This is a genomic window from Gluconobacter sp. DsW_056, assembly GCF_002153595.1.
GTDB lineage: Bacteria > Pseudomonadota > Alphaproteobacteria > Acetobacterales > Acetobacteraceae > Gluconobacter > Gluconobacter albidus.
Genome location: NZ_JOPF01000013.1, coordinates 20,231 through 32,507 on the forward strand (window position 1 = coordinate 20,231; position 12,277 = coordinate 32,507).

16 protein-coding genes and 1 tRNA gene are annotated in these 12,277 nt (G+C 62.2%); 6 read left to right on the plus strand and 11 right to left on the minus strand.

The window, feature by feature from the left end; all coding sequences use genetic code 11:
* Positions 1-27: 27 nt before the first annotated feature.
* The 8 genes from HK22_RS12590 to HK22_RS12625 are packed head-to-tail and all read right to left on the minus strand — an operon-like array spanning position 28 to position 5,732.
* The gene (locus HK22_RS12590; RefSeq protein ID WP_086649522.1) at positions 28-948 is read right to left on the minus strand and encodes a glycosyltransferase family 9 protein; all 921 of its coding nucleotides are present in this window, start codon (positions 946-948) and stop codon (positions 28-30) included.
* Complete coding sequence (gene dnaQ, locus HK22_RS12595; protein WP_062110426.1) at positions 948-1,634, minus strand: DNA polymerase III subunit epsilon; 687 nt, start codon at positions 1,632-1,634, stop codon at positions 948-950. The genes HK22_RS12590 and dnaQ overlap by 1 nt, the downstream gene beginning before the upstream one ends.
* Complete coding sequence (gene coaE, locus HK22_RS12600; RefSeq protein WP_086649511.1) at positions 1,631-2,236, minus strand: dephospho-CoA kinase; 606 nt, start codon at positions 2,234-2,236, stop codon at positions 1,631-1,633. Before coaE ends, dnaQ begins: the two co-directional genes overlap by 4 nt.
* Before the next feature lie 3 nt (positions 2,237-2,239).
* On the minus strand, positions 2,240-3,070 hold the full coding sequence (locus HK22_RS12605; protein ID WP_086649512.1) for a shikimate dehydrogenase: 831 nt from the start codon (positions 3,068-3,070) through the stop codon (positions 2,240-2,242).
* Positions 3,067-3,843 carry an N-formylglutamate amidohydrolase gene (locus HK22_RS12610; protein ID WP_086649513.1) on the minus strand — a complete coding sequence of 259 codons (777 nt, stop codon included), beginning with the start codon at positions 3,841-3,843 and terminating at the stop codon, positions 3,067-3,069. Before HK22_RS12610 ends, HK22_RS12605 begins: the two co-directional genes overlap by 4 nt.
* A 16-nt stretch (positions 3,844-3,859) precedes the next feature.
* Positions 3,860-4,507 (minus strand): TlpA disulfide reductase family protein, encoded by a 648-nt coding sequence (locus HK22_RS12615; protein ID WP_062030940.1) that lies wholly within the window; start codon positions 4,505-4,507, stop codon positions 3,860-3,862.
* A gap of 47 nt (positions 4,508-4,554) precedes the next feature.
* Positions 4,555-5,136: a TlpA disulfide reductase family protein gene (locus HK22_RS12620; protein ID WP_086649514.1), complete on the minus strand. Its 582-nt coding sequence runs from the start codon at positions 5,134-5,136 to the stop codon at positions 4,555-4,557.
* Complete coding sequence (locus HK22_RS12625) at positions 5,133-5,732, minus strand: TlpA disulfide reductase family protein (RefSeq protein WP_086649515.1); 600 nt, start codon at positions 5,730-5,732, stop codon at positions 5,133-5,135. Before HK22_RS12625 ends, HK22_RS12620 begins: the two co-directional genes overlap by 4 nt.
* A 15-nt stretch (positions 5,733-5,747) precedes the next feature.
* Between HK22_RS12625 and argH the strand changes: the two genes are divergently transcribed.
* Both argH and HK22_RS15460 read left to right on the plus strand, forming a co-directional pair.
* Positions 5,748-7,193, plus strand: coding sequence for an argininosuccinate lyase (argH, locus tag HK22_RS12630; RefSeq protein ID WP_086649516.1), 1,446 nt, complete (start codon positions 5,748-5,750; stop codon positions 7,191-7,193).
* Complete coding sequence (locus HK22_RS15460; RefSeq protein WP_255376051.1) at positions 7,190-7,321, plus strand: hypothetical protein; 132 nt, start codon at positions 7,190-7,192, stop codon at positions 7,319-7,321. Before argH ends, HK22_RS15460 begins: the two co-directional genes overlap by 4 nt.
* Here HK22_RS15460 and gluQRS read toward each other — a convergent pair.
* Positions 7,306-8,163: a tRNA glutamyl-Q(34) synthetase GluQRS gene (gene gluQRS, locus HK22_RS12635; RefSeq protein ID WP_086649517.1), complete on the minus strand. Its 858-nt coding sequence runs from the start codon at positions 8,161-8,163 to the stop codon at positions 7,306-7,308. The two genes, HK22_RS15460 and gluQRS, sit on opposite strands and share 16 nt — an antisense overlap.
* Positions 8,164-8,305: 142 nt before the next feature.
* Here gluQRS and HK22_RS12640 point away from each other — a divergent pair, with 142 nt between their 5' ends.
* Positions 8,306-8,878, plus strand: a complete 573-nt coding sequence (locus HK22_RS12640; RefSeq protein WP_062030874.1) for an HNH endonuclease — start codon at positions 8,306-8,308, stop codon at positions 8,876-8,878.
* A 64-nt stretch (positions 8,879-8,942) separates the two neighbouring features.
* Complete coding sequence (locus HK22_RS12645; RefSeq protein WP_086649518.1) at positions 8,943-9,389, plus strand: CHRD domain-containing protein; 447 nt, start codon at positions 8,943-8,945, stop codon at positions 9,387-9,389.
* 96 nt (positions 9,390-9,485) lie between these two features.
* On the opposite strand, the gene HK22_RS12650 is transcribed toward HK22_RS12645, so the two are convergent.
* Together HK22_RS12650 and guaA are read right to left on the minus strand one after the other, a co-directional pair.
* Positions 9,486-9,899 carry a hypothetical protein gene (locus HK22_RS12650; protein WP_086649519.1) on the minus strand — a complete coding sequence of 138 codons (414 nt, stop codon included), beginning with the start codon at positions 9,897-9,899 and terminating at the stop codon, positions 9,486-9,488.
* A 174-nt stretch (positions 9,900-10,073) separates the two neighbouring features.
* Positions 10,074-11,675: a glutamine-hydrolyzing GMP synthase gene (gene guaA / locus HK22_RS12655; RefSeq protein WP_062030938.1), complete on the minus strand. Its 1,602-nt coding sequence runs from the start codon at positions 11,673-11,675 to the stop codon at positions 10,074-10,076.
* A gap of 96 nt (positions 11,676-11,771) precedes the next feature.
* Between guaA and HK22_RS12660 the strand changes: the two genes are divergently transcribed.
* Together HK22_RS12660 and HK22_RS12665 are read left to right on the plus strand one after the other, a co-directional pair.
* Positions 11,772-12,149 carry a hypothetical protein gene (locus HK22_RS12660; protein ID WP_062030868.1) on the plus strand — a complete coding sequence of 126 codons (378 nt, stop codon included), beginning with the start codon at positions 11,772-11,774 and terminating at the stop codon, positions 12,147-12,149.
* A gap of 69 nt (positions 12,150-12,218) precedes the next feature.
* Positions 12,219-12,277 (plus strand) — tRNA-Arg (locus HK22_RS12665).

Here is a 12,277-nt window from a genome sequence, read left to right on the forward strand (position 1 = left end):
ATCGGCCATGACCGACAGGGCATCAAGTCAGTCTGCTCCAAGGTTCGGAGCAAACACGTTTTTTTCATTCAGGATGTCCGTCGCGGTCTTCAGAACCTGTGCCACATCCAGCCCCGTCATGGGCGCATGGCCTTCCGGCCCCGGCGCTTCCACGAACCGTGCCAGACGACCGGCCGGCGCGTATTCCGATGCCCGGGACGGCCCGAACAGTCCCAGCGTCGGCGTGCCCGCGGCCGCAGCCAGATGCATCAGGCCGGAATCATTGCCCACAAACAGCGCGCAACGCTGAAGAAGCGCCGCCACATCACCCAGTGTATGATTGCCGCCCAGATCCAGCGCATCGGGAAGCCCCTTCAACACCGGCTCCGCCCGCGCCCGCTCATCCTCACCGGGCCCATAAAACACGACGGGGCGCAGGTTTTCCGACCGTAAGGCCTGCGCCAGCGCCACGAACCGCTCGGGTGGCCAGATCTTGCCATCCCAGTTCGCCGTCGGCCCCAGCGCCAGCCAGCGCCCTTCGGGCAATGCCGCAGCCGCATTCGCCCGTTGCGCCCTGGACGTCCAGACACGCGGCATGGGCGTGCGGCGATAGCCGAGTGCTTCCCCAAGCTGCTCGATCCGTCGGCCGGGCCGACGCCCCCCCCGCACGATGATCCGACGCCGCGCCCGCAGTGTCAGCCCGATCAGCGACCCCCGCAGATCCACAACCATGAACCATCGCGTCCTAAAACAGTCCCGCCACAGATCAATCCAGTGCCGGTCATGGCGGCGCTTTTCCATGGTAATGATGCGCTCGCATCGCGGGTCCGCTTCAAAAAGCCCCGCCGCCACAGGGCCACAGACCACTGTGAACATCGCCGCCGGATAACGCTTCTGCAACGCATCCAGCACGCCCGTGGAAATCACCGCATCGCCCAGACGGTTGGACGTAATGAACAGGATCCGCATCATTCGCGATGCCAAACCGCGTCCTTGATGGTGCTCACGAACGCCTCATGCACCTGAAGCTCTTCCGCGGTCGGCGGGGCCATTTTCCGTGGAGGCCGGCTGGCCAGCGCGTTGATCCCGTCCGTCATGCTGCGACTGCGGGACGGACCTGCCAGACCTAAGCCGCGCTGTCGCCCCCCCATCAGCTCGACATACACTTCCGCCAGAAGTTTGCAGTCCAGCAGCGCGTTATGGGTGCCGCGCTGGGACAGGTCGATGCCGAAGCGTCGGCACAGCGCATCAAGGCTCGCCGGAAGGCCCGGATATTTCTTCCGCGCCATTTCCACCGTATCGATGGCCCTGCTGGCATAATCGAGCGGCTCGCGCCCACAGGCCTTCAGTTCGGCATTGACGAACTTGAAATCGAAGCGGGCATTGTGGGCGATCATCGGGCTGTCTCCAATGAACTCCAGAAAACCGTCCGCAACCTCGGAAAATTTCGGCTTTCCCTCCAGATCCTCGATCCGGAACCCATGCACCTTGGTCGCTTCGGGCGGGATATCACGCTCGGGATGGATCAGCACATGATAGGCCTCACCCGTCGGCAGGTCGTCGATCAGTTCGAGAGCCGCGATCTCAATGATACGGTCGCCCATATCCGGGTCAAATCCCGTGGTTTCCGTATCGAACAGGATGGATCGTTTCATGACGCCTCACGAAGCCGGTGCAGCAGGGCATGGACCTGCCGGGCGGCGTGTCCACGTGACAGGCCGGTTCGTATCACGATGTCGGCCCGGCGTCTGCGTTCATGGTCATTCATCTGACGGGCCAGCAGTCCTTTCGCATCCGCCACGCTCATGCGGCCACCACTGCGCCCGCGCTGTCGGATACGCGCAAGCCGTGTATTCATGGGGGCTTGCGCAACCACGACCAGATCGCAGCGCCGATCTTCCCCGATTTCCATGAGCAGCGGAATATCCAGTACGCAGAACGGCTCTTTCCGGGCCCGGCACTGCTTCAGAAAACGCTCCCGTTCAGTCCGCACCAGCGGATGCATGATGGCTTCGAGACGCTTAAGCGCGTCAGGGAGCGCCCGGACGACTTCCCGCAGCGCCACCCGATCCAGATGTCCGTCAGCCACCGTGCCCGGAAATGTTTTTCCAATCAGAGGCAGCGCCTTCCCCTTTTCGCCCTGAAGCGCCCGGACACACGCATCCGCATCAAAAACCGGCACCCCGGCCCTGCGGAACAGTGTCGCAACCATACTTTTCCCGGCCGCCATCCCGCCCGTCAGGCCAATAATCCGCACGCTCTAGCGCAGGCTCGCCGCCAGAAGGTCGAACGTCGTCCGGTCTGCCTCAGGATCAACACCGAACCACGCCCGAAAGCCCGCCCGAGCCTGATGAACGAGCATCCCCAGACCATCCACCGTCCGCAGTCCGCGCGCCTGAGCGGCCAACAGAAGCGGCGTCTCGCGCGGCGTGTAGACGATATCGGTCACGCATAGTCCGGGTGCAGCCTCCCGAAGGGCAGAATCCCAATCCATTCCGGATTTCCCGCCCATCCCCATGGACGTGGCGTTCACCAGAAGCGAACAGCCCGACAGCAGAGACGGCCATTCGTACCACGCGACGGCCTCACCGCCACCAAGCGCTTCGACCAGAGCCTCGGCCCGCTCAAGCGTCCGGTTCGCAATTACGACTTCGCATCCCCGGTCCAGCAACGCTGCCGCCACGGCCCGCGCCGCACCGCCTGCGCCGAGGATCAGGGCACGGCCTGCAATCGTCACGTCATGCGCGCTCAGATTGTCGCAAAATCCCGTCCCGTCCGTACAGTCGCCGATGATGCGTCCCGCCACAAAACAGATCGTATTCACCGCTCCAGCCCGTTTCGCGGTCGGAGTGAGTTCGTCACAGGCGCGCATCGCGGCTTCCTTGTGCGGAATCGTGACATTCACGCCCTGAAAACCCGCCGCTGCCAGTCCGCGCAACGCCTGATCGAAGCCTTCCGGCCGCGTCGGCAATGGCACATACGCCCCATTCACCCCGTTCACCCGGCACCAATGATTATGCATCAGCGGAGAGCGCGAATGTTCGACAGGCCAGCCCATGACGCCCGCGAGTTTCGTATGTCCGTCGATCATGCGCCCGCTCCTTTCGCCAGCCTTTCCCAGACTTTCGGCAGAAGGACTGCCAGACGCTCAGCCCACTCCCGCTGTCCGGTCTTTTCCGCGATCAGATCCTGCCGGATTTCGATTTCAAGATAAGGCAGACCGCCCGCCTCCGCATGACGCGGCACCGTGTAGTCGGACGTATCAGTCAGGACGTAAGGTTCGTTGTCGCCCACGCAGAGCGCACTGTCTTCTCGCAGCAGGTCCAGCGCGATCAACGCCATGCGACTGTCCTGATTATGCAGAATGCCGATCTGCCACGGCCGGTCTTTCCCGTTCATCTGCGGTGTAAAACTGTGCAGCGCGATCAGCGCTGTTGGACGCGGGCCCCGCTCGGCCAGAACCTCCGCGATCGTGTCATGATACGGATGCAGGATCTCCCGCTCCCGCTTCGCCCGGCACGCCTCCTGCGCCGCCTGGTTGACGGGAACCGCCGTGCCGTCACTTACGAGCGGCATCGACGTCGGGTGGCCGGGCGCGCGGTTACAGTCGATCACGAGCCTCGAATAGACCTGCTCGATCAACGCCGCGCCCAGCATTTCGTGCAGCACGCGCCCCACGCCGACAATGCCGATGTCCCAGGCGATGTGCCGCTCCCAGTCCTTGGTCCGTACCCCCATATCCCCCAGCGCATCCGGAACCGCCCGCCCTGCGTGATCGCTCACGAGCACGAACGGGGACGGCATCTTTTCCGGGAAAAGAAGGAAGGGCACAGGGTCATTGGCACCAAGAAGGGGAGCAGACATCAGGACTTTACTCTTACTATCCAGCCAGAGCCTGCACAGTATGCCTCACGGCGTCCGCAGACCAGTCCATGTTCCCGATGGATTCCGCCACAACCTCGCCTTTCGCATTCAGGATCAGCGACCGGGGTACGCCATGCAGGGACATGACATCCGGTTTCAGGCTCTTCAGATCATCGGGACGCACCTGCCGGACCGACTGGATCAGCGCGGTTTGATCCGCCGTCTCCATCATCACGGCTGACAGCGGATCGACCAGAAGCGGCAGGGCGTCGATCCCGTGGCTGTCATAAAATGCCCTGACCTTGGGAATCGTGCTGCCACGCACAGCCACGGCGACGATCTGCGGCCCTTCGGCGCCCAGCGCCTTGGCCGTCGCGTTCACCGAAGGCAGTTCACGGATGCAGGGCGGGCACCATGTCGCCCAGAAATGCAGGATGAACGGTTTGCCGTACCAGTGCGACAGAGGCACGTCCTGATCCTGCTCGTTCTTCACGCTCAGTGGCGGCAACACTTTCGGCGCGGCCAGCTTACCGAAAGAGTTCGGCTCGAAAGCCAGCCCCTTTCCTGCCTCTTCTTTTGCAGCCGTTGCAGCGATGGCCCGTCCCGAAACCAGAAGGGCACCGGCTCCGCCCAGGAGATGACGGCGTGTCAGGGGAAAAGTCATGTTGGAAATCCGTTCTTTCATTACAAACAGGTCTGTCCCATCGCGGCTCAGACGATCGTGGCGGCAAGCACCCGGCGAAGCGCATCCGCGGCACCGGAAGCCCCCCAGTCCAGCGGACCCGCCGCCGTCGCGCGAATGCGCCCTTTAACATCAATCAGGAATGTTACGGGGATGGCAAGCTCCGCGGCCCCATACCAGGCCTTCAAAGCGATCCCGTCCACCGTCCATGCGGGCAAGCCCACGATACCATTACGGCTCAGGAACGCATGGACGTCGTCTGGTGATCCGCTTGAAACCGCAACCGGAACAACAGGACAATCCGGCCCCCATGCCCGAGTGAACGCCGCCAGAGCCGGAAGTTCATGGCGGCAGGGCGGACACCACGTCGCCCAGACATGGAGCAGGAAAGGCACTCCCCGTCGCGAGGCAAGTGTGGACTGCGAACCTTCAGGGCCCGACAGTCCAAGGGTAACGGGCTCCGACATCGCCTGCCCCGGCATCAGCCGACCAACCGGCATGCCGCGACGCACGACCGTCCCCGCCAGCTTCGCGGCCCCCACACCAACAAGAATGGCAAGGCCAGCCGTGCCAGCAACAACGTTCCGCCGGCTGACCAGCCCTGCCTTCACGCGGGTTTGGATGGCTGAAGGCCCGAGAGGATCTTTTCAAAAGAGGCCTGACTGTCCGGTGCGCCCCACGCCATTTCCCCCTCAACGCTGGCGCACAGGCGTCCCTGCGCATCAATCACGCAGGTCATGGGAAGGCTCGGCTCGCCGGATGTGAACCATTGGGAAAACTCGTGCTGCCCCAGTGTCCAGGGCGCGACATGCGGCAGATTGCCCTGCGCCAGAAAGATCATCACTTTCGGCAGCGGACTCGCCACGGCGACCGGAATGACAGGAATGCTGGATCCCGTTTTCTCAAGGAACGCATTCAGCGCCGGAAGTTCCAGCCTGCACGGCGGACACCACGTTGCCCACAGATGCAGAATGAAGGGGCGTCCCCTCAGCGAGGAAAGCGCCAGAGTCGTGCCATCGGGCCCCTTGAGCTGGAAATTTACGGGCTCCAGCCGAGGCGCGCCGGGCGTAAGCGAGGGGAACACAGGCTGCGCCCCGTCCGCTGCTCTGGCGGGATTCCCCAGCCCGCAATTGCAGAGGGAGGCTGCCGCAGCTAGGCTGGCCGCTCCTCCAAGAAGGGTTCGCCGGTCGATCTGCTTCCGAATCATCTGTTTACGGTTATCATGAAAAACGCTCCTGTCGACACACAATCAGATGCCGCCCCGTCCTTTGAAGGCACAGCCGCCAATCCGCAATGGGGTGGCCGCTTTGCCTCGGGCCCGGCCGCCATCATGGGTGAGATCAACGCTTCCATCGGATTTGACAAGATCCTGTGGCGACAGGACATCCGCGGCTCCCTCGCCCATGCCGCCATGCTCCAGAAAGTCGGCCTGCTGACCGAGACGGAACTCGCCGAAATCCGACAGGGTCTGGGCGATATCGCGCAGGAAATCGGCGAAGGCCGCTTCGAGTTCTCCCCGGCCCTCGAAGACATCCACATGAACATCGAGGCGCGCCTGTCCGAGCGCATCGGCGAGGCCGGCAAGCGACTGCACACGGCACGCTCGCGCAACGATCAGGTCGCCACCGATTTCCGCCTCTGGGTGCGTGACGCCATCGACGGCCTTCAGGACCAGACCGCCGCCCTGATGCGCTCGCTCGCCACCCGTGCGCTGGAGCATGCCGCAACGCCGATGCCGGGCTTTACCCATCTTCAGGTCGCCCAGCCGGTCACGTTCGGCCACCATCTTCTGGCCTATGTCGAGATGCTGTCGCGGGACCGCGGTCGCCTGCGCGATGCCCGCGCCCGTCTGAACGAATGTCCGCTCGGTTCGGCCGCCCTTGCCGGTACGTCCTTCCCGATCGACCGCCGCATGACGGCTGCGGCACTGGATTTCGATCGCCCGACCGCCAATTCGCTCGATGCCGTCTCGGACCGTGATTTCGCGCTCGAATTCCTCTCCGCCCTGTCGCTTCAGGCCATGCATCTGTCCCGTCTCGCAGAAGAAATCGTGATGTGGGCTTCTGCCCCCTTCGGTTTCGTCACGCTGTCCGATGCGTTCACGACCGGCTCGTCCATCATGCCGCAGAAGCGCAACCCGGACGCCGCCGAACTGGTGCGCGCCAAAATCGGCCGCATCATGGGCGATTTCGTGGGCCTGCTGACGGTCATGAAGGGGCTGCCCCTCGCCTATGCCAAGGACACGCAGGAAGACAAGGAACCCGTCTTCGACGCCACCGAGGCCATGACACTTTCGCTGGCTGCCATGGACGGCATGATCCGGGACCTGAAAGCCAATGCCCCCCGGATGCGCGAGGTTGCGGGCATGGGCTTCTCCACCGCCACAGACCTTGCCGACTGGCTGGTCCGCGAACTGCGCGTCCCTTTCCGCACCGCCCATCATGTGACGGGCCGTCTGGTCGGCATGGCGGAACAGAAAGGCTGCGATCTGGCAGACCTGTCGCTTGGCGAAATGCAGTCCGTCGAACCGCAGATCAACGCGGGTGTTTTCGATGTCCTGACCGTCGAAGCCTCTCTGGCATCCCGCACCAGTGAAGGCGGCACAGCACCGGCCAATGTGACGCATCAGGCCAAAGCCTGGCTTGCAAAACTCGGAGAAACTGCATGAAAACCCTGCTGCTCGTCAGCATGGCGGTCATGGCCCTCGGCCTGACCGCCTGCGGCAAGAAAGGCGCTCCACACGCCCCCGGCCCCGCGCAGGACATCACCTATCCGGGCACTTACCCGCCGGAATAAGCGCCTGTCGGCAGGCTCGCCTCCAGAGCCTGCCGCACCAGCGGATGCTCCCGCACCTGCCGGGCCCTCCAGCCTGCCTGCCGCAGAACCCGCACTCCTTCCGCGCCATCCCGCTTGGACAGTTTGTGCCCTTCTGCATCGAGAATGAGCGCGTGATGCGCATAAGTCGGTTCCGGCCACCTCATCAGGTCCTGCAACACCCGCTGAACTGACGTCGCCTCATATAGATCCCGCCCCCGCGTGATGGTCGTCACGCCCTCAAGCGCATCGTCATGCGTCACGCACAGATGATAAGACACACCCGTATCCCGCCGCGCCAGAACGATATCGCCGAACGCATTGGCCTTCCCGGCAACGCGGCCGTGCCCGATCTCATGCCAACCCGGCACGCCCTGCAACACGTCCAGCGCGCGCGCCATATCGAGGCGCCAGACCGGCTCCCGACCCGCATGAACTGGGCCGTGCCGACACGTCCCCGGATAAACGAGGCTTCCATCCGGCGCGGTCTGCGTCGCGGCCTCGGCAATCTCCCGTCGCGTACAGAAACACGGATAGAGCAGCCGCCGCTCCCGCAGAGTCTTCAAAACGACCTGATATTCAGGCAAATGTCTGGACTGACGCCGCACCGGCTCATCTGACGACAGTCCAAGCCACTCCAGATCCTCCCGCAGCGCCGCTGTCAGCTCCGGCGTACAGCGCGTCGTATCAATATCCTCGATACGGATCAGGAACCTTCCGCCCTCACCCGCCATGATCCGCGAATAGAGCCCTGACACCACATGTCCCAGATGCAGAAACCCCGTAGGACTCGGCGCAAATCGTGTCGTAGCGGGAGGCGTCATGAATGTGTCACCAGCGTTTGCTTGCGGTCCGGTCAGTTTACTGGAATAGTTTCCTCAAAGAAGCCGACGACACGTGTTTTCCCGCTGTTTGTCCCGTTTTCATTCGGCGCCTAATCCCGCATGTGTCGTCCTTGCAGAAAGGATGCGTGTGGTGTCCGTCAGCGGTCAGCATTTTCCGGCTCTTGTCCTGAACGCGGATTTCCGTCCGCTGTCCTATTTCCCGCTCTCGCTCTGGTCCTGGCAGGAAGCCGTCAAGGCCGTCTTCCTCGACCGCGTCTCGGTCCTTTCCGAATATGAAGATGCCGTCGTCCATTCCCCCAGCCAAAGCATGCGCCTGCCCAGCGTTATCGCCCTGAAGGACTACATCCCCACCGCCCGCAAACCCGCCTTTACGCGCTTCAACGTCTTCCTGCGGGACAATTTTTCGTGTCAGTACTGCCATGACCGATTGCCCACGCATGAGTTGACCTTCGATCACGTCATCCCCCGTGCCCGCGGTGGACGCACGACATGGGAGAATGTTGTCACCGCGTGCAGCCCCTGCAACCTGCTCAAGGGCTCAAAACTGCCAAGCGAGCTCGGCATGCACCCGCACCGCAAGCCGGTCCAGCCCAGCAGCCGCCGCCTTCAGGAAAATGGCCGGACCTTCCCGCCTCATTATCTTCACGAAAGCTGGCGCGATTATCTGTACTGGAATACCGAACTCGAAACCTGAGCAGACGTTCAGTCAGTCCAAGTTCTGGTCAATTTCTGGCCAGCTTCTGCAAGGATGGACTTCCATGCGCACAGGACTTCTGCTGACGACGCTGGCCCTCGGCCTTTCCGTCACTGCTCTTCCGGCTTCCGCCGAAACCCTGCATCTTTTCGGCCCGTTCAAGGGCGAACACGGCGCCACGGCTCCGATCAAGGGTTCGGCATCCGCTATGCTGGACACCACGAAGAACACCCTGACCTATCGCTTCGAAGATAATGGCCTCTCTGGTCCGGTCACGGCAGCACATCTGCATGGCCCGGCCCCGGACGGTCAGGATGCTGGCGTCCTTGCCCCGATCAACGGCCCTTACACGACCCGCATGACCGGTACGCTTCAGCTCACGCCCGATCAGGTCAAGGAAGTTCAGGCCGGACAGACCTACATCAATCTTCACACGGAAAAATTCCCGGACGGAGAAGCCCGCGCCCAGCTCACCACGGAACTGACCGGTCACCGTCACCACGCGGAATAAGCCTTTCATCCTAAAAAAACCAGAAAAGGCCTGCCCCGTAAGGGACAGGCCTTTTTCATGGACGAGCGACAGATCCAGTCTGTCAGGCAAGCATTTTTACTTGCCTGCTGCCGGGCTTTTCGCCTCAGGGGCATTGGCGGGCTGTCCCGGATCAAGATCGTGAACGGCCTTTTTCGTCCAGACACCGGTGTCGTGCACCGCGTCCTTGGTGCCGTTCTTCGTGGCCTTCCAGCCTTTTTTGCTTTCCTTGCCAGTCCAGCGCGCCGCATCGGAAACGCCATCCTTGGTAGCGTCCCAGCCCTTGACGCTCTGTTTCTTCGTCCACTGCGCTGCATCGGACGTGTCATGACGGACCGCAGCCCAGGACTGACGCACACTCCGGCACAGATCGGTTTCGCAGGGCTTTTCAGCCGTATCAGCCGCCATAGCCTGCGGAGCCATCCCCAGCGGCATCACGGCCAGAGCGGCAAGAAGCAGAGGGGCGGAAGAGGAAATGAACCGGATCGACATCGCAAGTCTCCTGTTTTCAGATGTCCCCACCCTGTCACTCCCCGCAAAGACGGGCAAGTCCACAAGCCCGACTGCGCCGCAACGCCCGGCAAGCACCACAAAAAAAACCCCGCATCACTGCGGGGTTTTCAGTAGGTCAGATCCGGATGGCGTCAACCGCGACCGAACGTGAGATCATTCCCACTCGATCGTACCGGGCGGCTTGGACGTGATGTCGTAGGTCACGCGGTTGATGCCGCGCACTTCGTTGACAATACGACCTGCAACACGGTTCAGGAATGCGAAGTCGAACGGATAGACTTCCGCAGTCATGCCATCCGTGCTGGTCACGGCACGCAGGGCACAGGCCTGATCGTAGGTCCGGCCATCACCCATGACACCGACTGTTCGAACTGGCAGCAAAACCGCAAAAGCCTGCCAGATCGCATCGTAAAGCCCGGCACGGCGGATTTCCTCAAGGTAGATCACATCCACCTTGCGCAGCAGGTCGAGCTTTTCTTTCGTCACATCACCCGGAATACGGATCGCCAGTCCCGGCCCCGGGAACGGATGCCGTCCCACGATGCTCTCGGGAATCCCGAGCTCGCGACCCAGCATGCGAACCTCATCCTTGAACAGCTCCCGTAGCGGTTCGACCAGTTCCATGTTCATGCGGTCCGGCAGACCGCCCACATTGTGATGGGACTTGATGGTCACGGACGGACCACCCGAAAAGCTCACACTTTCGATCACATCCGGATACAGCGTGCCCTGTGCCAGGAACTGCGCACCACCCAGCTTCGCAGCTTCTTCCTCGAAGACCTCGATGAACAGACGGCCAATCGTCTTGCGCTTGGTTTCCGGGTCCGTCACACCAGCCAGTTCGCGCAGGAACAGCTCTGAAGCATCACGATGCACAAGACGGATGTTGAAGCGGCCCCGGAACGTTTTGACGACCTCGTCCGCTTCGCCCGTGCGCATAATGCCCGGATCTACGAAAATGCAGGTCAGCTGATCACCGATCGCATCATGGATCAGTTTCGCAGCCACCGAGCTGTCCACACCACCCGACAGACCACAGATCACCCGGCCAGAGCCAACCTGCTTGCGGATACGCGCGATTTCCAGATCGCGGAAACCGGCCATCGTCCAGCTGCCACTGCAACCCGCAACATTATGCGTGAAGTTGCGGATCAGGGCTGCACCATGCGGCGTATGCACGACTTCCGGATGAAACTGCACTCCGTACAGACGACGTCCCTCATCCGCGATGATCGCGAACGGCGCGCCTTCGGAATGGGCGACGGCACGGAAGCCCGGCGGAAGCTGCGTCACGCGGTCGCCGTGGCTCATCCAGACCTGCTCACGCTTGCCGCGTGCCCAGACACCCCGGAACAGCGAGCAGTCCTCGGCAATGTCGATATAGGCGCGACCGAATTCGCGGTGCTCGTGATTTTCGACCTTGCCGCCCAGCTTCTGGCACATCGCCTGCTGGCCGTAGCAGATCCCCAGCACAGGGCGGTTGAGCGCAAAAACAACATCCGGAATCGGAGGCGCATTCTCGTCATGGACGCTGGCCGGGCTGCCGGACAAGATAATGCCGCGCGGATTGAAAGCGCGGATCTTTTCCTCGGTCGCCGTGTATGGCCAGATTTCGCAGTACACACCGCTCTCGCGGACACGGCGTGCAATAAGCTGCGTTACCTGACTGCCGAAATCCAGGATGAGGATACGGTCTTCGTGAAGAGTTTCGTCGAGCTTTTCGACGGTGCTGGCGTCCTGCTGGGTCAATGTCATGGCCTCGCGTTCCGGTTTCATGGTGCCTTTTGAGGCTCTCCTATAAGGTGTTGTGTCGTCTGCGTCATCCATTCTGCAACATCGAACAGGAACAACATGCGCCTGCCAGCACTTTTTGCCATCTCCGCCACGGCCCTGCTCGCCGCCTGCGCGGGTACGCCCGACCCGGGCAAGGATCCGACGGGCTCATGGGTTGGTGCCCTCGTCACGGATCAGGGCACCTGTCCGACCGGGCGTTCTTCGACCCTTCGCATAAGAGGCAGGGAGATCCTGTTCACACCGGCGGATGGCTCGCAGGTTCTTCACGGCACCTACACGCCCGGCAGCCAGCATTATCATGCAGAACTCGCCATGACGGATCTGGACCACCATCCCACAGCCGTCGTGTTCAACGGCTACCCTGTCGGGCAGGCGATCGGCGGCATTTTCGGCTCACCGTCGTGCCGCGCCCATATCACCATGACGCGAAACTGAAATTTTTTCGAAAGCGGGGTTGTCAGGTCAGCTAAGCCTCTGTAAAACCCCGCCTCACAGCGCACCCGTAGCTCAACTGGATAGAGCACCAGACTACGAATCTGGGGGTTAGAGGTTCAAGTCCTTTC